The organism is Nibribacter koreensis (assembly GCF_039541795.1).
In the GTDB taxonomy this organism is placed as follows: Bacteria; Bacteroidota; Bacteroidia; order Cytophagales; family Hymenobacteraceae; genus Nibribacter; species Nibribacter koreensis.
On sequence record NZ_BAABGX010000002.1, the window covers coordinates 1,384,449 to 1,403,436 of the forward strand.

Consider the following 18,988-nt stretch of genomic DNA (forward strand, 5'->3'; position numbering starts at 1 on the left):
CTTAAGATAAACCGCTACACCGGCGCGTTACATTTTCATGCTGCCGGCCCGTCTCCGTCGTTTTTAGGCTGTTTTGGTCAAAATAGCCTAAAAACGACGTGCTATTCTGGGCAATGGGCTCCCGTCACGCTTTTTTCTTTATTTTCTGAACTGGGCTGTAAGAAAGCTCAGCACTTGGCTACTAATGTTTTAGCGCTTGGGGCAGCCATGAGGCGGGTCCCAAGGGCTTACTTCCTGTAGGCGGTAATACCCTAGAGAAAAAGTAAACATTAGTGTTGTGTAAGGAAAGCCCGATGCAAGAAGCATCGGGTTTTTTTACGAGATCTCGTTTTTGGGCTATTTTTAAGGAATTAGGCCAAAAACAGAATCTTGCCTTTGCCGTTACGTTGTGAATGAACAACAAGCATCCCATCTTTGTCTGATAGGGAGTAGCTTGAATTCTCAAAACAATCATGGCAGACATCTTTAAGCGGATAGTGACAGGAGGGCTCTTTGCCTTGGCGTGCGCCTGCGCAGATTCGCCTAAGCCAGAGATTCCGCCGGGCGAGGTGTCAGGTTCCCTTGTGCGTTCTCCTGCCCAGCTTTCGGGCAGAGACCAAGAAGCCCTTGCCTTAACCGTGGGCGACTCAATTGTGCACTCCATTGAAAGCTCTTTTCTATTGCTGGCAGAGAGACAGCCCCAAGCCGAGGCTTTGTTTGTGGCCCAGCCAGACAAGTTGCCGGCCGTGCAGGTGTTGTTAGAACGATACAATGCCCAGTTAGAAAGAATGCCGTTGAGCCAGAAAGAGGAAAAACGCTGGAAGCGCCCCTCCTCCCTGTTCTCTGGCAAACCCTCTACCCAGGCCTTGGTCAAAGAGAACGTCTCATTCTACGTGTATCAACGTCCCATCCAGGTAAGGCGCCGCAACTGCGCCAGCTGCGAAGAACCCAGCCTTCTCAACTTTATGGCCACAGACCTACACCAGCTGCGCGTCTTCTCCACCCAAGGCAAGCCCGAAGGCTATGAAGTGGGCGCCGTTACCGGCAAGTGGGTAATCCATTTTCCTAAGCAGGGCTTGTAGGCCTGCCTTTCTTATTGGCGCGCATGCGCATGGTATACTACAAGTGGCCCCTTTTCAGGACAAGCCATAGCATAAGCAAACTTTCTGTGGTAATTTTGCGTTTTGAAGGCGTTTTTATACAAAATGTTTTTAAACAATAGGCAGGCCGCATGGTTTGCTCAAAGACAAAACGTATCCATTTTACTTATTTTCTATTCAAGATATGGCAATCATCCAAGCAAGTGACGCTGATTTTAAGAACGTGCTAGAGAGCAATGAGCGCGTGGTGGTAAAGTATTACGCAGACTGGTGCGGTAACTGCCGCCTGTTCACGCCCAAGTTTAAGCGCCTGGCAGCCAATGAAGAATTTGCCGGGGTTTCCTTTGTAGACGTGAACGCAGAGACCAGCCCAGAAGCGCGTAAACTGGCCGGCGTGACCAACCTGCCGTTCTTTGCCGTGTTCAAAAACGGCCAGCTGGTAGAAGGCTCCGCCACCAGCAAAGAAGAGTATGTGTTAGAAATGCTTCGTAAAATAGCTTAACCAGACCATGAAGATACCTGCTATAAAACAATTGGTAGAGACGCAGACCATTGACAGCCTGCGCGCCGCCGAAGAACAATTGCTAAACGAAGAAGTGCCCGCCTTTGAGATTGTAGGCGAAGATGAAGGAGAGAAGCTGACCCACGTGTTTGGCGCCATCTTCATTCTCAACCACATGGAGGACAAAGGCTCTGACTTTAAAACTGCCTTGAGAGAGTTCACCCAGAAGGTAAGAGTCTCTATTAACTAAGGCGGACAACGCGTACTTATCCACAGTAAAAAGCCTGTCTCTAGAAAGAGGCAGGCTTTTTCTTTTTTATACTTGGTAACGCATAAGACAAGAATTAAGCTATTAGTTAGAGAGAGTCATTTTTAGGCTATTTCTAAGAAAACAAGCCAAAAATGAAGTCTAGACAAGAAGCTACATTTTATGCATAGGGTTTGCGTCTTGCTTGTATCTCTGTTAAGCCTGTGGATAACTGAAACTAAACATGCGGTATTGAGTGATTTCAGCTGATTTGCTCTTGATGGAGATTCACTTCTGTGAGTAGATTCTCCAAGGAAAGATTTCCTTTGTCTGTAGACAATCCTCTCAGGTAATATTTAAAAATTCCCCTGAACACTTCAGTGGGGTTGTAGCGGTTACTAGGGAAAAGGCTTTGATTCAAGAGCATGTTGACCTGTTCCAACAGCACTTTGGTCACAATCTCAATGTTCAAATCTGGCCGAAGGTATTTCTGTTCAATGCACGTGTTGAGCAGGTCATAGAACATGTAGTAGGAATGAATCTGGACGTGGCGCAGGTAGAGCATCCATACCCGTGGGTAGAGGTATTGGATCTGAATGAAAAAGCTGGGGTTAATGTGCTGGAGTTGCAGAATGTGGTGCCGGATCATGAGCACTAACTCGGCTAAGGGATGGTTGGTCTGGGCTTGTACTGCGGTCTGTTCTGCTTTTTGCTCTGCCAGGTACAACTCTACGGCCTGCCGTATAAAGTCTTCTTTGTCTACAAAAAAGGATTGGAACTCTTCGGGGCCTAAGCAGAATTCACGCTGAATACTTCTGGCCGAAACATCCTTTATGCCGTTGGCACAAAAATAACGCATGGCGCTGCGTAAAAGCTCTTCTTTGCCGAGGAAGGTTTGCATGTCCTATTAGCTTGACCCTTAGCAAATTTAACCCATTGTCTTAGAATTGCAAATAAATATATAGGTTTTTTGCTATTGTTATGAAGCTGCAGTTGAAGACCTCTTAAGCTAGGGAAGGCCTTACTTCCGTTTATACAGCCGCATATATACTTGTCCTTTGCGTAGCTCTTTCTCCACAGTCCAGTTGCTTGCTAAGGCATCTAACTCTTGGTCTGTAAAGCCATTGAATACATTAGAGTAAAGGATATAGGACTGGGTAGCCAAATCTTTAGGAGCTAGCATGCGTGCCTCAGAAGACAAATCTGTTTTGGAAGGCGGGGCTACGTTAGGGAAATCGGTGCCCACAGCCTGCCAGGGTATCTGTTGCTGGTCTAGATAGAGGAGCATGTCTTTTCTAAGCTGATAATAGGGTAAATGCGCCATCGTGGCATCCCAGCCCTTGGCAATGCGTTGTGGATAAATCCAGAAATGTCCGCTCACCAATGATACTACCATTAATGCTAGTACTGACCATCGTAGAGCCGTGCTTTTTACTTCTAGTAACAACCTAGCTGATAAAAACCCTAGAAACACATAAACCACCAGCCAATATCTGTGCGCAATGGGATTGGTAAACCATACTAAGATGGAACCCAAGGTGAGCAAGGGCACTAAAAGTAAGATTAGTAGTTCTTTAATGCCTACCGGCACGCGCTTCCGCATATGCCACAAAAGCACAAGAACCAACAGCCAAAGCGTTACACGCCCAAAGTCCAGCAAGCGCCAGATGATCAATCCTATGTTTCTGGCCAACTCATAAGGACTAGCCAAAGCAGCATAAGTACCCCAGTCAGAGCTTCTGTTAAAGCCAATCCACCCGAAGTGAGCATAGTGCAATCCAAGCCATACGCTTATGACCAAGCCAGCCGGAAGATATCTTCTGAAGAGAGTATTCCCATGATATGTAAAGAACCTCTGATGGTGTAGCCTGTGGATAAGTATGTCTGTCAATGCCACCGCTCCTATTAATATCTGCCCCCTTGGGCTTAACAATGCCAAGAAAATCAAGGAGATGGCTATTGACCAGCTGTTGTTTTTAAGAATAGAGTTAACACAAAGCAGGTACAGGAAAACTAGGAGAATGTCTGGCGCCATCTGGGCACTTTGAGCAAGCAGCGTTGGGTCCAGAAAAACCAGCAGCATACCAACTAGTAACCAAGGAGCAGGCAGATAGCGTTTGGCTAGCAGGAAGACCTGCCAGATAATGCCCAACAGAAACGGGAGCATCAAGAAGTGGCTCACCAGAATGGTCTTCCCAAACAACTTCCAGCCAAAAGCCAAATACATCCCAAACAACGGCGGATAACCGGCTATTTCTTGCGGGACAAAGGGTGTGGAAAAGTTAGTATGGTAGTACCACTGCCCATAGCTAGAGCCTAGCAGTATGCTGTCCCAGAAGAAGCCATTGTGCCTTACCCACCACGTGATCAAAAAGGCTAAAAGCCAGAATGGGAGTACAACCGGAAGGGCTTCCTTAAAAGTTTTCAACAACTGGGTAGTTTAAACTCTAAGGTACCAATTGTTTCAGATAACCAGATACAGGCCCAGAAAAAACAGCACCTGCACTAAGAAAACCCAAGGCGCTATAGGATTGTCTTTGACAAAAACGGCTCTATGGAAATGTACTTGCAAGAGCAGCGCTACCAAAAACCACCCTATAAAGTTTGAAAACGGAATCTCATTCTGATGCCAGGACCAAAAGTCAAACCGAACAGCCACGGGCTCAATCAACACATCTAGACTCACCATGATAAGGGCTCCTAGCAAAGCTCTCACCAACCAATGAGACACCCAGCGTTGCACCAAATGTCCAGAGCTGTAAACCAGCATCAGCCAGTTCAAGCCAATCAACAAGGGGATTTCATCTATCTTAAAACCCAAGGCTGCGCCGTAACTGTATTCACCAAACAAGAGGCCGGTATGTACGCCAATCCATTCAAATAGAAATCCAGCCGTCCAGGCAATGAGCGCAAATACAAAGAAAGAGCGGTTCCACTCTCTGTGGAAAAGGAAGAGGATGGTATTGGTTAAAAGAAGGTTAAAGGGTACTAAGGCAATAAACCAAGGCTCATGTGCGCTAAAGCCCAATCCCCAGAACCCGACGGCATAAAACAGCAACAGGACGCCTATGCCCACTAGCAGGTAGCGTTCTCTGTAATCTTTAGAGGTTGGACTGGTAAGCGTTGAAATCATGATAAGACAGAATTTGAGGAAGCTGGCGCCAAGTCGCCCACAATCTTAGCCGACAGCAGACACAATGGAATGCCTCCGCCGGGGTGCACGCTGCCTCCCACAAAGTAAAGGCCTTTGATCTTGGACGTAAAATTAGGATGCCGTAAGAAAGCGGCCATTTTGTTGTTAGAGCTACTACCATACAAAGCACCGCCGAAGGAAGAGGTGTCAGCCTCAATGCCCAGCGGCGTCCAGATGCGTTCTGCCGTAATCAAAGACTCTACCTCTACCCCTAGAGCCTTACTTACTTTCTGCAAAACTGCCTGCCTGGTTTGCGTGGATAAACCTTCCCAATCCTGGCCCTCATTGTGTGGCACATTCACCATTACAAACCAGTTCTCATGGCCGGTGGGCGCGTCTTCAGGGGTATATTTGGAGGTGATGTTCACATAGACCGTCGGGTCATGGCTCACTGTTTTCTGCCGGAAGATATGCGCAAACTCCTTTTGGTAATCCTCGCTGAAGAAGATGTTGTGCAGGTCCAGTTCCGGGAAACTCCTGGAGATGCCCCAATAAAAAATCAAGGCACTGCTGCTGCGCGGCTGTTTTAAGGTAGTCTCTGGTGCGGGTTGCGTGGGCAGGAGCTTCCTATACGTGGGCATGATGTCCATATTACTCACCACTACATCTGCTACATACGTACCTTGCGCGGTTTTAACACCTCTCGCCCTCTTGCCTTCAACTAGAATCTCCTGTACTGGTTCTAGGTACTTGAACGTCACTCCCAATTCCTCCGCAAGCTTCACCAGACTTTGCGCAATGGCGTAAATGCCACCCTCGGGGTAAAAGGCTCCAATGTTGAACTCCAGATGCGGAATGAGGTTTAAGGTGCCGGGTGCCTGGTACGGGTCTGAGCCGTTATAGGTGGCATAGCGGTCCAGCAACTGTACCAGACGCGGGTCTGTAAAGGCTTTGGCGTTGGCAGCATGCATGGTGGTCAAGAGGCCCAATTCAGGTAAGGCTGGCAGGGTTTTCAACACGTCTGTACTCAGGTAGGTATCTAGTTTGTGCAGCGACTTGTGCAGAAACGTAGCCTCGGTGGCGTGGTATAGACGAGCCACCTTCTTTAAATGAGCCAATACCTTCTCTTTGGGTACTTGGAGCTTGGTCTCTACTTCTTGGGCAAATTCCTGGGCGTTGGCATGCGCCGTTAAGCGGGTGCCGTCTGGCCAGAAATACTCGGAGACCACGGGCAGGCGCTGGTAGTTGAAGTAATCCTTGGGGTTTCTGCCGGCTAGCGTGAAGAGCTCATCTACCAAATGCGGAAGCGTGAACAAGGAGGGGCCTGCATCAAAGCGGTAGCCGCCGGGCAGGGTGAACTGCGTCATCTTGCCACCAAAGCTGGCGTTGGCCTCCAGCACAGTCACGTCATAGCCTTTCACGGCCAGTCGTATAGACGCAGCAATGCCCCCAATCCCAGAACCTATGATGACCGCTTTTGCCATATTGCCAATCTACGCAGTTTCCCGCTTTTTGTGGGCATAACTGTTGAGTGCTTGAGAATGTTTTATGAGGTCAGGTGGATTGAGGTTTTTTGCATCTTTGTTTCTTGCGCCAGCTCTACCCGCCGTTCGCCGTTGTTGGTGTTCTCACCAACGACCACTTACTGCCTTTCCAACTGATAATACTTTCTACCACCGCTATGGTGCACGCAATTGGCTATTCCCTCGGAATGGCTCCTGGTTCCGGGGCGAAAGTCTTTTCTAGTTTCATTGACTCCGCTATGCGCTCACGGCCGCGAGGCCCCGCCCTGTCCCTTCGCACTGCTGGTGTCTGTGGGACTACGTCCCCGCCGCCGCTTACAGCGGCGCACAGACACCAGAGGCGCTCAGAGTCAGGGCGGGTTCGGGTTCCAATTCTGTTTAGGCTGGATGGTTGTTTTAATTGATTTGCAGGCAGTGTCAGTCCCCGTCAATGCAGAGTCACGCGTGCTGCGCACGGCTGAAACCATCTGCTGTCACGTTACCGGCCCGGCCTTGTGGCCGTTGAACAATGTAGCGTCGTTCCGCGGAACGACGTGACCCTCCGCAGTAATGGCTTTTCCAATCTTGAATGAACCGTTCTTTGCAACTTAAAATACGTTCCTGCCCACAAGCGCGTCTCCATCTTGAAAGTGGCGTTCCCGTTGCATGGGCTCACGTCGTTCCGCAGAACGACGCTACGGTCAAATACTACAGGCATAGATGCTCGTTTTTCGCCTACTTCCCAGAAAACAGCCCAAAAACGATTGTCCTAGGCCTTCCCGAAGAGCCGTTGATAGACCGGTCCGCGCATGGAAAACTGAGCATATAGCACTGGGTAAAGTAAGTAATCCAGGGCTTTAAAATTCGTCCTGAACTCAATCAAATCGTGAATGGTGCTGTAGGTGTCGTGCTGCGTGATGAGGTGCTGGTGTTGCCAGTAGGTGAGCGGGGCGGGTAGTTCCTGGCCTTCGTCTGTAAACCAGGCTTTTTGCTCCGTGATGTGCCGTTCAGTAATAAGGCTGGTCCAGCGTTTTTTCAAGGGGCCAACTTGTAGCTCTATTTCTACCCTGTCTCCCGGAAAGCTTCCGTCAAACCTAAGCACCTTCATCTTAGGGAACGCAGGCGCCAGGGCTGTGAACAAGTCCAGGTTGAACTGGTCCAGCACAGACAGATACGGTTGAGCAACGCGGGTTTGGAGAGAAATTTTCAAGGGTATATAGGGTTTTCTGTATGTATAACTGTCTACTTGGTATTAAGTTGAGAATCCTTTTGTTATTTTTAATTAACCATTTAGATTTTCAGTCTATTAAGTACCACATTCCTAACCTATTCACCCTTTATGAAAGCAAAACATTTACTAGCGGCCGTGGCCCTTCTGTTCCTAAGCCTGACCGGCATGGCCCAAAACAGAGAAATCTACACAAATTCTGCCTTCTCCACCTTGGCCAAAGAGCACAAGACCCTGGCTATTCTGCCATTCCAAGCTACCATTGGACTGCGTCCTAACCAAATGAAGGCCATGACGCCAGAGCGCATGAAAGAAATGGAGAAGAACGAAGGCCTGGCCGTACAAAGCGCCTTGCAGACTTATTTCTTAAAAGAGCAGGGCAAAGACGACTTTACGGTTACTTTCCAGGATGCCAACACCACCAACGCGCTTCTGTTAAAGAACAACATCACCGCTGAGAATATTAAGACCTTCACCCCTGCTGAGCTTTCTAAGGTTCTGGGCGTAGACGGCGTAATCATGGGTACGTTCACCACAGACAAGCCTATGTCTGACGGTGCTTCTTTGGCCTTAGGTTTGGCGGTGGGTTTCTACGGCGCTACCAACTCTGGCAAAACGTCTATCAACATTTATGACGGCACCACCGGCGACTTGCTTTGGAAGTATGAGAAAAGCCTGGCCCGCGGCCTGGGCAGCGACACCAGCACCATCATCACCACTATCATGCGCAAAGCGTCCAGACAATTTCCGTATTCTAAGCTGAAGTCTTAAGGGATAGTCCATAGGACAAGCAAGGCCGCGCCTGCTGGAGGAATTCTGGCAGGCGCGGTTTGTTTTTAGGCTGTTTTCTGAAAATCAAGCCAAAAACGATTGACCCTTACTGGAATATTTTACCCAGCGGCGCATAGGGGTAAAGGCAGGTTTACCCATCTATTTATACGTAGGCAACCATTCTCCTCCCCCGTGCATCTTGCCTATACCCAGACCATTAAAAACCTTTGAAGAGTCTCCTCCAGCTTTTAGGTTGAATAGTCTGCCCCTTATTACTAGTTAAGTATATCCATATCATGAAACCGAAGCATTTTTTCTTGGTGGCCCTACTAGCCGCCGCGTGCAGTCTGCAGAGCTGTAGCCCATCTGTGTACACCAATCCGTCTTTTACGGCGGTGGCCAAACAGCACAAGACCATTGCCATCCTGCCTTTTGACGTGAAAGTGGGCCTGCGCCCGAACGAGATGCGGGACATGACCGAAGAGCGTCATTATGAATTGGAGCGCCAGCACGGACGCGCCATCCAAGGGGCCTTGCAGGTGCACTTCTTGCAGACCATCAACAAGAAAAAGGAGAAGGTAAAGGTGCAGGACATTGCCACCACCAACGCCATCTTGCTGGAGCAGGACATCCAACCCGAAGAGCTGACCAAGTACACCCCTGCAGAGCTAGCGCAAATGCTGGGCGTAGACGCCGTCATGATGGGCTCTCTCACCACTGACAAGCCTTTTTCTAACGGCGTGGCTGCGGCCATGGCCATCTATGAGTTGTTGGCTACTCCCAACATATCTCTGGGCGCCCCTACCAACACCGGCATGGCCGTCATGAAGATCTACGACGGGGCCACCGGCAGTCTGCTCTGGAACTATGAGAAAGCCTTGGAACGCTACCTGGGCAGTGACACCAACACCATCACCAAAGCCATCACCCGCAAAGCCGCCAAAAGAATCCCCTACGCCAAGCTGAAGGTGTAACGATACGTGAATGTAGAACGCAGAAGCCCCGCCCATTTCTAGTGGACGGGGCTTCTGCGTTTTTGGCCTGTTTTCCGGAAATCAAGCCAAAAACGCTACTTTATCCCCAAGGGGTAAGCCGGCAAGTCCTGCTTCCAGCCTTCGCCGTACTTCTCATTCAAGTATTGCTCAAGCCTTCTATTATGCTCTGCAGTTTGCTTAAGGGTAAGTGGGTCAATGATGCAGTTTTTGGAAGCATAGCCAATGCCATACGTCACCTGAAACGCCGTGAAGTCTAAATTGAGCTTGTAGATACAGTGGAAGATAAAATTCAGCTGTCCCTGGGCCATTAATGTTTCCAGCTGCTCATTATTTAACCCATTTATGCGCGGGGTAAGTATGTCTATTTTCATCACATCCTCTGTGTGCTTAGCCATTAACCGGATGGTGATGGTGTTCTTGTTTTCGGTGATTCTGGCTGGGTACACGGTGTAGGCCTCAAACTCATCAGACTTAAACGCGAAGCTGTATTTCCCTTTCTCAGGCAGTGTCACCGTGAAATCTGCACCAGAAGTAATGTCTAGTGTTTTGCCTAACTCCTTGATATAGAATTTACCCGCCGTGAGCTGTTTGCCGGTTCTATTCTCAAAAACTACGTTGGCGGTTATTTCTTTGGCTTGGGAAACGGTGAGTGTAAAAAGAAAGAAGATGGTAAGTATACAATTTTTCATAGCTGGTTTTTGGCTGTATAGAAGGTAAGTGATTCAATACTTTCTATTTACCAGAAAAATTGCAGGACAGCTAACGCCCGTCTTACCTTTAACAAAACATTAACCTTTACCTGACATGAAAAAGCCCATCCATTTCTAGTGGCTGGGCTTCTCTGTTTTTGGGCTATTTTCCAAGAAATAAGCCAAAAACGAAACGATTAAAGGTGGTTAATGTACAAGTCCTTCGCGCGGGTTCTATCTGTGGCCGGGTACAAGTCTAGAAAAAACGCTGACTGCCATTTCTGAGATTGCTCCGCTTGCTTGCTATGTACCATATCCCACGGCGGATACACCCTAAACGCCCTCTTCCCTTCTTTTTGCTCTGTAGAGATAATGCCTTTTTTAATGAGCACCGCCTTTGGGAATACAAACTGCCCGAAGCGATTCTCCGTCCTAACGTTCACCGTGTAGTAGTCAAAGGCATCTGTTTCAGAGAATGGCGCAATGATGCCTGTCTCGTTTCTTTGCCAAAAGGTCACAAACTGCCCTACCTTCTTAGGTGTTACCTTCGCCTCTCTACCCATAACAACCGCTCCATTTACCCTAAACCGACAAGCTTTGTATTCCTGGCTTTCTGGCTCCACTTCAAAGTCTGTAATGTGGAGTGAACACGCATTGTATACTTCTTTTATAGCCTCAGACAATCCGCTATTCAGGGTTTCTATTTCAATCATTGATGATGGGATTGCTGATGGTTTTACTTAGTGTCATCTAAAAGATTTGAAGCTATTGCGGCTTTATAATTTAACTGAAAGTCACTGTTCATTCGGTGGCAAACTTCACTTTAACTAACATTCACTTTCCTTGGCATGAATAAGCCCCATCAACTTTAAATTGATGGGGCTTCTACTTATAGAATAATGTTGCTAATAGATTAGAGAGGAGCACTCTAAAAAACAAATTATTTGATGGTATAAGATTTTAAAGAGATTTTACCCATACTGCCAAAGTCGCTGAGAATCAATCCCACTCCTTTAGCATAAAAATAATTGGCAGAAGAAGCAGGTATGGTTTGTCCCATAAAAAGAATAGAGACATCTAGCCTAATGTGAATAACCTCTTTATACTCTTTACCCTCAACCGTCTTAGTTAGGTTTTTGCCTACTAGAGTGAATTTATACTTAGAAGTACTGCCATTCACTGCCAAATCTTGCTCCCAGGTAGCCCCTACCGCTTCTTTTTCTTTTAAGAAGGTCATTTCTACATTCCCCATTCTTGGGTCTTGCCCATTAGTTGTATAAACACCTGCTTCTTTATGCAGATAATGTAAAGTGGTATTTGAGCCTTCCTTATTTTCAAATTCGTGGTAGGTTTTCCCATTCATATTTTTGGTAGACCCCAAAGACGTTTGGGTATAGGTTCTAGCACCAATGTAAGACCAGGTAGAACCTTTTGTGACTGGAGCGTAATCTAGTTCAGCCAGTGGGGTTGGGTCATCGTCTTTTCCACATGAGGCTAGTGTACCAACAAGAAGACACCATACTAGAAGTTGTTTGATGGCGCCCAAAGATTTGATTTTCATGATAAAAGGATTTAGTAGGAATAGATTTAGTGGTATGAATTGCGTGATAACTTAATAGATGAAATAGAGAGAAGGTAAGTGCCTTCACTTAAATAAATTAAGAGTTTTAAAGAGATGTCGTTTTCAGCCTCTTTTTTCTAAAACAGCCCAAAAACGCCTTAGCTTAACAAGCTCTCAATATCCTCTTTGGTGAGGTTTTTTATGACGGCCTCATCCGTGGAGATGAGGTCTGAGACCAGTTGGAGTTTCTTGTCTTGCAAGGCCAGGATCTTCTCCTCTACGCTATTCTTGGTGATGAACTTGTAGGTGAAGACAGTGTTCTGCTGGCCTATGCGGTGGGCGCGGTCTACGGCCTGGGCTTCCACGGCGGGGTTCCACCAAGGGTCCAGGATGAAGACATAGTCGGCGGCGGTGAGGTTGAGGCCTACGCCCCCGGCTTTTAAGGAAATTAAGAAGACCGGCAGGTTGGGGTCGTTCTGGAAGGTGTTCACTTGGGCCTGACGGTCTTTGGTGGAGCCGTCCAAGTAGGCGTACTTGATCTTGCGCTCGTCCAGAGAAGTGCGCACAATGTCCAGGTGCTTCACAAATTGACTGAAGATTAATACCTTGTGTCCTTTGCTCACCACGGTTTTGGTCAGGCGCATCACCTCGCCCAATTTACCAGACTCCGCCTCATAGGACGGGTCTGCCATACGGGGGTGGTTGGCAATCTGACGCAACTTCATCAAGCCCTGCAAGAGCATGAACTGGCTTTTGGCCGCGCCCTGCTCCTCAATGGTCTTCAGGATTTTGTTGCGGTAGAAGGATTTAGTTTCTTCATAAGCGTGCTCCTGCTCCTCGGTCATCTTGCAATAGGTGATTTGCTCAATCTTTTCGGGCAGTTCACGGGCCACCTGGCTTTTGTGCCGGCGCAGAATGAACGGTTTGATGAGCGCGTGCAGACGCTTAGTCTTGTGCTCGTCTTTGAGCTTTTCAATAGGCTTCAGGAACTCCTTCTTAAAGAATGCCTGCGTGCCCAGCAAGCCCGGATTAATAAAGGACATCTGGCTCCAGAGGTCCATGATGCTGTTCTCCACGGGCGTACCCGTCAAAATCAACCGATGTTTTGATTTGAGCTCCCGGATGGCTTCTGAGGTATTGGAGTTCGGGTTTTTGATGGCCTGGCTCTCATCCAGGATGATGTAGTCAAAGTAATATTTCTGCAGAAGCTCTGAGTCCAGGCGCACAATGCCATAAGAGGTCAAAACCACATCATAGTGCTTGAACTGCGATACGTTTTTAGTGCGGTACGTGCCCGTGTAGACCAGAATGCGCAGGTGCGGGGTAAACTTCTGAGCCTCGGCGAGCCAGTTGTAAATCAAGGAAGTAGGCATGACTAGTAAAGAGGCACTCTGGGCGCCGTTCTCCTTGCGGTGCTGAAGCATGGCCAGCGTCTGCACGGTTTTACCCAGACCCATGTCATCTGCCAGACAGCCCCCGAAGTGGTAGTCCTGCACAAAATGGAGCCAATTATACCCAGCTTTCTGGTAAGGACGAAGTTCGCCTTTAAAGCCTTCGGGCAAAGGTTTGTCCTCTACTGTTTCAAACTCGCGGAGCTTCTCCAGCTTGCGGGTCATGGTCACGGTAGCTAGGTTGCCGTTCTGCAGGTCGCTTACCAGCGCCAAGTGGTGCTTGCGCAGTTTCAGCTCATCGTCCTCCCCCTCGGCAAACGCGAAGAGCTCCAGGTACTGCGTAAACCATTCCTCGGGGATGATGGCAATCTGGCCGTTGGGCAGTTTGTATTCGCGCCGTTTGGTCAAGATATGGTTTCGGAGTTTGATAAACGGAATCTCATACGGCCCGAAGCGCACCGTCCCGTAAATGTCAAACCAGTCGTTGTTCTCATTGATGCCCACGTTCACCGAGGTCTCCCCGATGAAGTAGTTCTTGTCTGATTGGTTCTGCTTTAAAGAGAAGCCCAGCTCCTCCAGCGCACCCGCGTACTGGTTCAGCCAGCTAAACGCCGAGGCCTTGTCCAACACCGCCTTCCCGTTCCTAATCTCCAAACCCCGACTCGCCAGCTCCCGCACAAAATGGCGCTCCTGCTCCAGGTCCCGGTGCACTCTATGAAAGATGTAGGAGTCAGAAGTCTTCTCCACGCTCACGCTCATTTTTTTGGCGTCTTGCATGGGAAGGTTGTACGTGCCGTACTGGAAGTTGAGTTGAAACACCATCTTATCGGCACCCGACGGCTGTACTATCTCCTCTTCTTCCAGCATCTCGCCTCCCGCCGTGAACAAAGCCACTGAGGTTTCTGCCACTGCCAGCTCTGAGAAGACAATCTGCGGTTGCGGTGTATAGCGCTCAGATTTTATCAAAAAGCCACGGGCATAGACGTCAAACTGCTCTACCAGCGGGGCCACAAACTTGCGGTAATAGCTGTCCTCCACGTTGCGGGGCACTACAATAAACCGCTTGTTCAAAAACGGCTGAAGCTTCTTGCCGTCCACCTCTTTCTCAAAACTGTAGAGCGTGTCATTGAGCAAGAGCCAGGCCGGCTCATGGCACACCAGCACGGCGTCCTTGTACTGGAAATCTATCCGCTCTCCCTGGTACTTGATGGTGGGGAAATAGTGGGTGTTGTCTGGGTTGCGCACAAAATGGAACAGCACGGTGGCTTTCTCTGTGGCCGATTCAATACGCTTCCAGGTAGGCTCGCCGTCCTTGCCCATGATGAACGTCATCTTGTTTTGGAGCAAGGTCAGAATCTTGGCCATGCGGGTCTGCACGTAATGCAGGATGTTCTCCTGCAAGAGCTTGTCGCCTTTTACCGGGTCATAGGTCTTCAGGAAGAAGTCTGCCAGCGTGCCTTTCTTGACGGCAAACTTCTTGAACACCGCCTCCTGCTGTATCTGGTCAATGAGTTTGATGAGCTGGAAATCGGTCTCGTCCAACCTCGCTGAAAACTCATCTGCGTTCTTAGCCGAAATGTTCTGGTGCTGGAGCGTGAGCTGTTTCTTGGAGTTTACCTGGATCACGAAAGACTCAAACAGATAGCCCAGATATTCATGCTCCAACAAAGAGTAGATAATCTGAAAAGGCTGTGTGGTATAGACTTTCATGGCAGGCGCAAACAATCTTAACTTTGAAAGTACTACATATTTTGGAGGCTGCCTGAGAAATAATGAGTTTTTTGCCTTAAGAGTGATATAGCGTCAGAAACCGTTTTCGGCTTGTTTTCCAGAAACTGGCCTAAAAACAAGCCTTTCATTCATAAAAACCGTAGGCAGTGCGCTGATGCTATTTAATTCTTAAGCCCTTGCTTCTATTTTATGCATGAATCCTGCAAGAGGCATTAATCCAGCAGAAGAAACCTTAGAAGCTAAGCAATAATTAGTTAGTTTTGTCCAAAGACCAAAAAGCCAACCCATGCCTAAATTTAGATCTGGTGTTCTGCACGGCGACGAAGTGCAGGAACTATTCAAGTACGCAAACGACAATAACTTTGCATTGCCAGCCGTCAACGTGATTGGCACCAACTCCATCAACGCTGTTCTGGAAACCGCCAAGGCAGTGAATTCCCCCGTTATCATCCAGTTCTCACAGGGCGGTGCCCAGTTCTTCGCCGGTAAAGGCTTGAACAACGACGGACAGGCCGCCGCCATTGCCGGTGCCATCTCTGGCGCTCAGCACGTGCACTTAATGGCCGAGGCGTATGGTGTACCAGTGGTTCTACACACTGACCACGCCGCCCGCAAACTCCTTCCTTGGATTGACGGTTTGCTAGACGCTGGTGAGAAGTATTTCGCACAGCACGGCAAGCCTTTGTACAGCTCACACATGCTAGACCTTTCTGAAGAAGAATTGGAAGAGAACGTGAGCACCTGCGTTACTTATCTGGAGCGCATGAACAAGCTGGGCATGACCATTGAAATTGAGCTGGGTGTCACTGGCGGTGAAGAAGATGGCGTGGACAACTCTGATGTTGACAGCGCTCACCTGTACACCCAGCCTGAGCACGTAGCCCATGCTTATACCGAACTGAACAAAGTAAGCAACCGCTTCACGGTAGCTGCCGCCTTTGGGAACGTGCACGGCGTGTACAAGCCAGGTAACGTAGAGCTTCGTCCAGAAATCCTGAAGAACTCACAAGAGTACATCCAGGAGAAACTAGGCACAGGCCCTAACCCGGTTGACTTCGTATTCCACGGTGGTTCTGGCTCTGAGAAAGAGAAAATCAGAGAAGCCATTGAGTACGGCGCCATTAAGATGAACATTGACACAGACATGCAGTGGGCCTTCTGGGACGGCGTGAAGAACTACTACGAGAGCAAGCGCGACTATCTGCAAGGCCAGATTGGCAACCCAGACGGCGAAGACAGCCCGAACAAGAAGCACTACGACCCACGCGTATGGTTACGCAAAGGCGAAGAGGCGTTCATCACCCGCTTGAAAGAAGCCTTCGAAGACCTGAACTGCATCAACCGCAACGCTTAATTAATGTGCTAATTGTATAATGTGATGATGTGCTATTTCAAGTGCATCACTTACAAAAACGAAAAAGCCGGTCCTTTGGGGCCGGCTTTTTCGTTTTTGGCTTTTTTGGTGGAAACAAGCCCAAACGGTCCTTGGTGCAGACGCTCGCAGGTCCTGCCGGATGCTAAGAGGACTTTTGAGAAAAGGTAGACTAGCAGAAAAAGGATATGCGTCAGAGACAAGGCAGTGCCTGGTCTCTACGATGAACTCCGCGCCAGCGCATATAAACATTCCAACCCCTCAAACCGCTGTCCGCCTGCCCTTGACCGAGGGGAAAGAGACTGTTCAGTTTAAGTCTCTTTGCCCGAGGGAGAAAGTAATGGTCTCTCGCTTGGTAGTGGCCTAAGCTTACGATGGAACAAGTCACTTCTCACGGTGCATCACTTTGAGCCCCCGCCCTGTCTGAGCGGTCAGCGAGTTCGGGGGCTCTTGATTCTTTTGGTTAGGTTGAACATCAAGGAGAAAAGTGACAAACGCGAGCAGAAAGTAAGAAAGAGAAAATTGAGAACGACAGTGGTGGGTGGTAGTGACAGAAAATAGGAATCAGCTGCACCAAGTCATCCCCCAACCCCCTTCAAAGGGGGACAAAGCAGCTAGTAAGCAAAAGAAGCGTTTTTGGCCTGTTTCCTAGAAAACAAGCCAAAAACGCTTCTGCAAAATCAATCCAAGCGAAAGCCTTCTGTTACCAATCTGACCCGGCACCGCCACCTCCGAAGCTACCGCCCCCAAAGCCGCCGAAACCGCCTCCGCCTCCTCCAAAGCCACCACCTCCGCCGCCAAAGACGCCGCGTCCGCCGGAGAAGTCTCCGAAGATGATAGGGGGAATAAATGGACCTCCAAAACCGCTTCCTCTGCGGCCACCTCTACCACCACCGCCTCGGCGACTGATGATGAAGATGAGAATCATGATGCCAATGATAATCCAAAGGGTAGGAATACCGCCTTCCTCTTGGCCTTGCCGCTGACGTTGGCGCGGGTCTGCTTTATACTCACCGGCCGCACGGGTAATGATTTGCGTTGTGGCCTGGTCTAAACCTTGGTAGAACTGTTGTTTTTGGTAGTTAGATTTAAGCGTACCCTCGGTGAGGCGCTTGGCAATGGCATCTGGTAAGACGCCTTCCATGCCATAGCCGGTGGCAATGTAGACTTTACGTTCATTGACCGCGGTAAGGATAAGAATACCGTTGTCGTTTTCCTTCTGCCCAATGCCCCATTGTTCGCCTAATCTAAAAGCGTAGTCAGAGATGTCATACCCGCCAATGGAGGTGATGTTGACAATGGCAATCTGGGTAGAGGTACTGTCACTGTAGGCCACTAGCTTCTGCTCCAGCGCCGCCTCTTCCTGCGGACTCAGAATATCTGCCAAGTCATTAACCAACCGCGGGGGCGTAGGCCTCGGCGGAAAATCTTTGTCCTGGGTTTGAGCAAAAAGGGTAAATGACGCACTCCATAGCAACCCTAAAAGCCATAGGTAATTTTTCATGAGGTAGGGTCTTCTTTAGAGGGATTTCCAAACGAGACATGGTCAGCCAGCTCGTTAATGTCTTTGTGCGCACCGGCATACGGGAAATAGCTTTTGAGCTGTTCGCCGGCCGTTCTGATGGCTTTGGCCAAGCCTTCAGAATACTTCTCCTGCTTGAAATCTGCCACCACCTGCTGGGTGATGTCTTCCCAGAAATGCGGAGGCACCACGGCATTAATACCGCCATCGCCTAGCACGGCAAACTTATGGCTTTTGAGGGCTATGTAGAACAGCACGCCGTTGCGCAGTTTGGTCTCGTGCATGTGCAATGCGGCAAACACCTGCGTGGCCCGGTCCAGCACGTTTATCTCACAGGTATTCTCAAAGTGCACGCGTATTTCACCAGAGGTGTTGGTCTCTGCTTCTTCAATGGCCGCTACAATGACGGCCTCGTCTGCTGGGGTGATGGTATCGCGGGGCATGTTGATGAGTCTTGAGTTCTGAGTCCTGAGTCTCGAGTCATTTTTAAGAAATGCGTTTTCGGCCTGTTTTGGGTAAAACAGGCCGAAAACGATAAGGAGGATTGTGCAAGGACATAGAACTGAGGCGTTGACAGTCCTACGTCTTGTGTCTTATATCTTGCGTCTTTTTAGAATTGAACCGTTGGAGCTTTCTGGGCACCGGCTTCGGCCTCAAAGTAGCCTTTCTTCTCAAAGTCAAACCAGCCGGCGTAGATATTGCGCGGGAATGACCTGATGTAAGTGTTGTACTGCTGCACCGTCTGGTTGAACTTGTTGCGCTCCACCGCTATGCGGTTTTCGGTGCCTTCCAACTGGGCCTGCAACTCCAGGAAGTTCTGGTTGGCCTTAAGATCTGGATAGGCTTCTACGGTGGCCATTAACCTTGACAAAGAACCGCTCAATTGGCTTTGGGCCTCTTGGTACTTGGCAATGTTCTCTGGCGTGAGTTCATCAGCGTTGATGTTGATGCTGGTAGCCTTTGCACGGGCTTCTACCACAGCTTCTAGCGTTGATTTCTCAAAGTTGGCGGCGCCCTTCACGGTGTTCACCAGGTTAGGGATAAGGTCGGCGCGGCGCTGGTAGGCGTTTTGTACCTGTCCCCATTGGCCAGACACCTGTTCGTCCAGGTTCACCATCTCATTGTAACCGCAAGAAGACTGGGACACCAGGACCACCAGTCCGAAGAAGTAAAGCAATAATTTTTTCATAGTTGTAGGGTAGTTTTATCTAGCGTGTAATATAGTTCTTTTGCCGTTGAACCGCACGTTTTGGGTTCGGGTAATC

Annotated in this window: 18 protein-coding genes; 6 read left to right on the forward strand and 12 right to left on the reverse strand. The window is 49.0% G+C overall.

Annotated elements, in window-relative coordinates:
* The first annotated feature begins 452 nt into the window (after window positions 1-452).
* The 3 genes from ABD880_RS13225 (at window position 453) to ABD880_RS13235 (ending at window position 1,831) form a co-directional block, all read left to right on the forward strand.
* On the forward strand, window positions 453-1,061 hold the full coding sequence (locus tag ABD880_RS13225; RefSeq protein ID WP_345166914.1) for a hypothetical protein: 609 nt from the start codon (window positions 453-455) through the stop codon (window positions 1,059-1,061).
* Window positions 1,062-1,263: 202 nt separating this feature from the next.
* A complete protein-coding gene (locus ABD880_RS13230) occupies window positions 1,264-1,581 on the forward strand; it encodes a thioredoxin family protein (protein WP_345166917.1) in 318 nt (105 codons plus the stop codon).
* Window positions 1,582-1,588: 7 nt separating this feature from the next.
* Window positions 1,589-1,831: a DUF6952 family protein gene (locus tag ABD880_RS13235; protein WP_345166919.1), complete on the forward strand. Its 243-nt coding sequence runs from the start codon at window positions 1,589-1,591 to the stop codon at window positions 1,829-1,831.
* A gap of 259 nt (window positions 1,832-2,090) precedes the next feature.
* Here ABD880_RS13235 and ABD880_RS13240 read toward each other — a convergent pair whose 3' ends face one another.
* The 5 genes from ABD880_RS13240 to ABD880_RS13260 all read right to left on the reverse strand — a co-directional run bounded on the left by ABD880_RS13240 (window position 2,091) and on the right by ABD880_RS13260 (window position 7,673).
* Window positions 2,091-2,729 carry a hypothetical protein gene (locus tag ABD880_RS13240; protein WP_345166922.1) on the reverse strand — a complete coding sequence of 213 codons (639 nt, stop codon included), beginning with the start codon at window positions 2,727-2,729 and terminating at the stop codon, window positions 2,091-2,093.
* A 120-nt stretch (window positions 2,730-2,849) separates the two neighbouring features.
* Window positions 2,850-4,256, reverse strand: a complete 1,407-nt coding sequence (locus ABD880_RS13245; protein WP_345166925.1) for a hypothetical protein — start codon at window positions 4,254-4,256, stop codon at window positions 2,850-2,852.
* A 36-nt stretch (window positions 4,257-4,292) separates the two neighbouring features.
* The gene (locus ABD880_RS13250; protein WP_345166928.1) at window positions 4,293-4,961 is read right to left on the reverse strand and encodes a carotenoid biosynthesis protein; all 669 of its coding nucleotides are present in this window, start codon (window positions 4,959-4,961) and stop codon (window positions 4,293-4,295) included.
* Window positions 4,958-6,445, reverse strand: a complete 1,488-nt coding sequence (crtD, locus tag ABD880_RS13255; protein ID WP_345166931.1) for a 1-hydroxycarotenoid 3,4-desaturase CrtD — start codon at window positions 6,443-6,445, stop codon at window positions 4,958-4,960. Before crtD ends, ABD880_RS13250 begins: the two co-directional genes overlap by 4 nt.
* 787 nt (window positions 6,446-7,232) lie before the next feature.
* Entirely contained in the window at window positions 7,233-7,673 is a 441-nt protein-coding gene (locus ABD880_RS13260; RefSeq protein WP_345166933.1) for an SRPBCC family protein, read from the reverse strand.
* Between the two features lie 129 nt (window positions 7,674-7,802).
* Between ABD880_RS13260 and ABD880_RS13265 the strand changes: the two genes are divergently transcribed.
* A complete protein-coding gene (locus ABD880_RS13265) occupies window positions 7,803-8,462 on the forward strand; it encodes a hypothetical protein (RefSeq protein WP_345166936.1) in 660 nt (219 codons plus the stop codon).
* A gap of 296 nt (window positions 8,463-8,758) precedes the next feature.
* Window positions 8,759-9,436: a hypothetical protein gene (locus ABD880_RS13270; RefSeq protein ID WP_345166939.1), complete on the forward strand. Its 678-nt coding sequence runs from the start codon at window positions 8,759-8,761 to the stop codon at window positions 9,434-9,436.
* 95 nt (window positions 9,437-9,531) lie between these two features.
* On the opposite strand, the gene ABD880_RS13275 is transcribed toward ABD880_RS13270, so the two are convergent.
* The 4 genes from ABD880_RS13275 to ABD880_RS13290 form a co-directional block, all read right to left on the reverse strand.
* Window positions 9,532-10,146, reverse strand: a complete 615-nt coding sequence (locus ABD880_RS13275; RefSeq protein WP_345166942.1) for an FEKKY domain-containing protein — start codon at window positions 10,144-10,146, stop codon at window positions 9,532-9,534.
* A gap of 197 nt (window positions 10,147-10,343) precedes the next feature.
* A complete protein-coding gene (locus ABD880_RS13280) occupies window positions 10,344-10,859 on the reverse strand; it encodes a MepB family protein (RefSeq protein ID WP_345166945.1) in 516 nt (171 codons plus the stop codon).
* A 227-nt stretch (window positions 10,860-11,086) separates the two neighbouring features.
* Window positions 11,087-11,707 carry a hypothetical protein gene (locus ABD880_RS13285; protein WP_345166948.1) on the reverse strand — a complete coding sequence of 207 codons (621 nt, stop codon included), beginning with the start codon at window positions 11,705-11,707 and terminating at the stop codon, window positions 11,087-11,089.
* Window positions 11,708-11,865: 158 nt separating this feature from the next.
* Entirely contained in the window at window positions 11,866-14,808 is a 2,943-nt protein-coding gene (locus tag ABD880_RS13290) for a DEAD/DEAH box helicase (RefSeq protein ID WP_345166951.1), read from the reverse strand.
* Window positions 14,809-15,115: 307 nt separating this feature from the next.
* On the opposite strand from ABD880_RS13290, the gene fbaA reads away from it, so the two are divergent.
* A complete protein-coding gene (gene fbaA / locus ABD880_RS13295) occupies window positions 15,116-16,183 on the forward strand; it encodes a class II fructose-bisphosphate aldolase (protein WP_345166954.1) in 1,068 nt (355 codons plus the stop codon).
* A gap of 721 nt (window positions 16,184-16,904) precedes the next feature.
* Here fbaA and ABD880_RS13300 read toward each other — a convergent pair.
* The 3 genes from ABD880_RS13300 to ABD880_RS13310 form a co-directional block, all read right to left on the reverse strand.
* Window positions 16,905-17,705: a TPM domain-containing protein gene (locus ABD880_RS13300; RefSeq protein WP_345166957.1), complete on the reverse strand. Its 801-nt coding sequence runs from the start codon at window positions 17,703-17,705 to the stop codon at window positions 16,905-16,907.
* Window positions 17,702-18,166, reverse strand: a complete 465-nt coding sequence (locus ABD880_RS13305; protein ID WP_345166959.1) for a TPM domain-containing protein — start codon at window positions 18,164-18,166, stop codon at window positions 17,702-17,704. The genes ABD880_RS13300 and ABD880_RS13305 overlap by 4 nt, the downstream gene beginning before the upstream one ends.
* Window positions 18,167-18,333: 167 nt before the next feature.
* Entirely contained in the window at window positions 18,334-18,912 is a 579-nt protein-coding gene (locus ABD880_RS13310) for a LemA family protein (protein WP_345166962.1), read from the reverse strand.
* Between the last annotated feature and the right edge of the window lie 76 nt (window positions 18,913-18,988).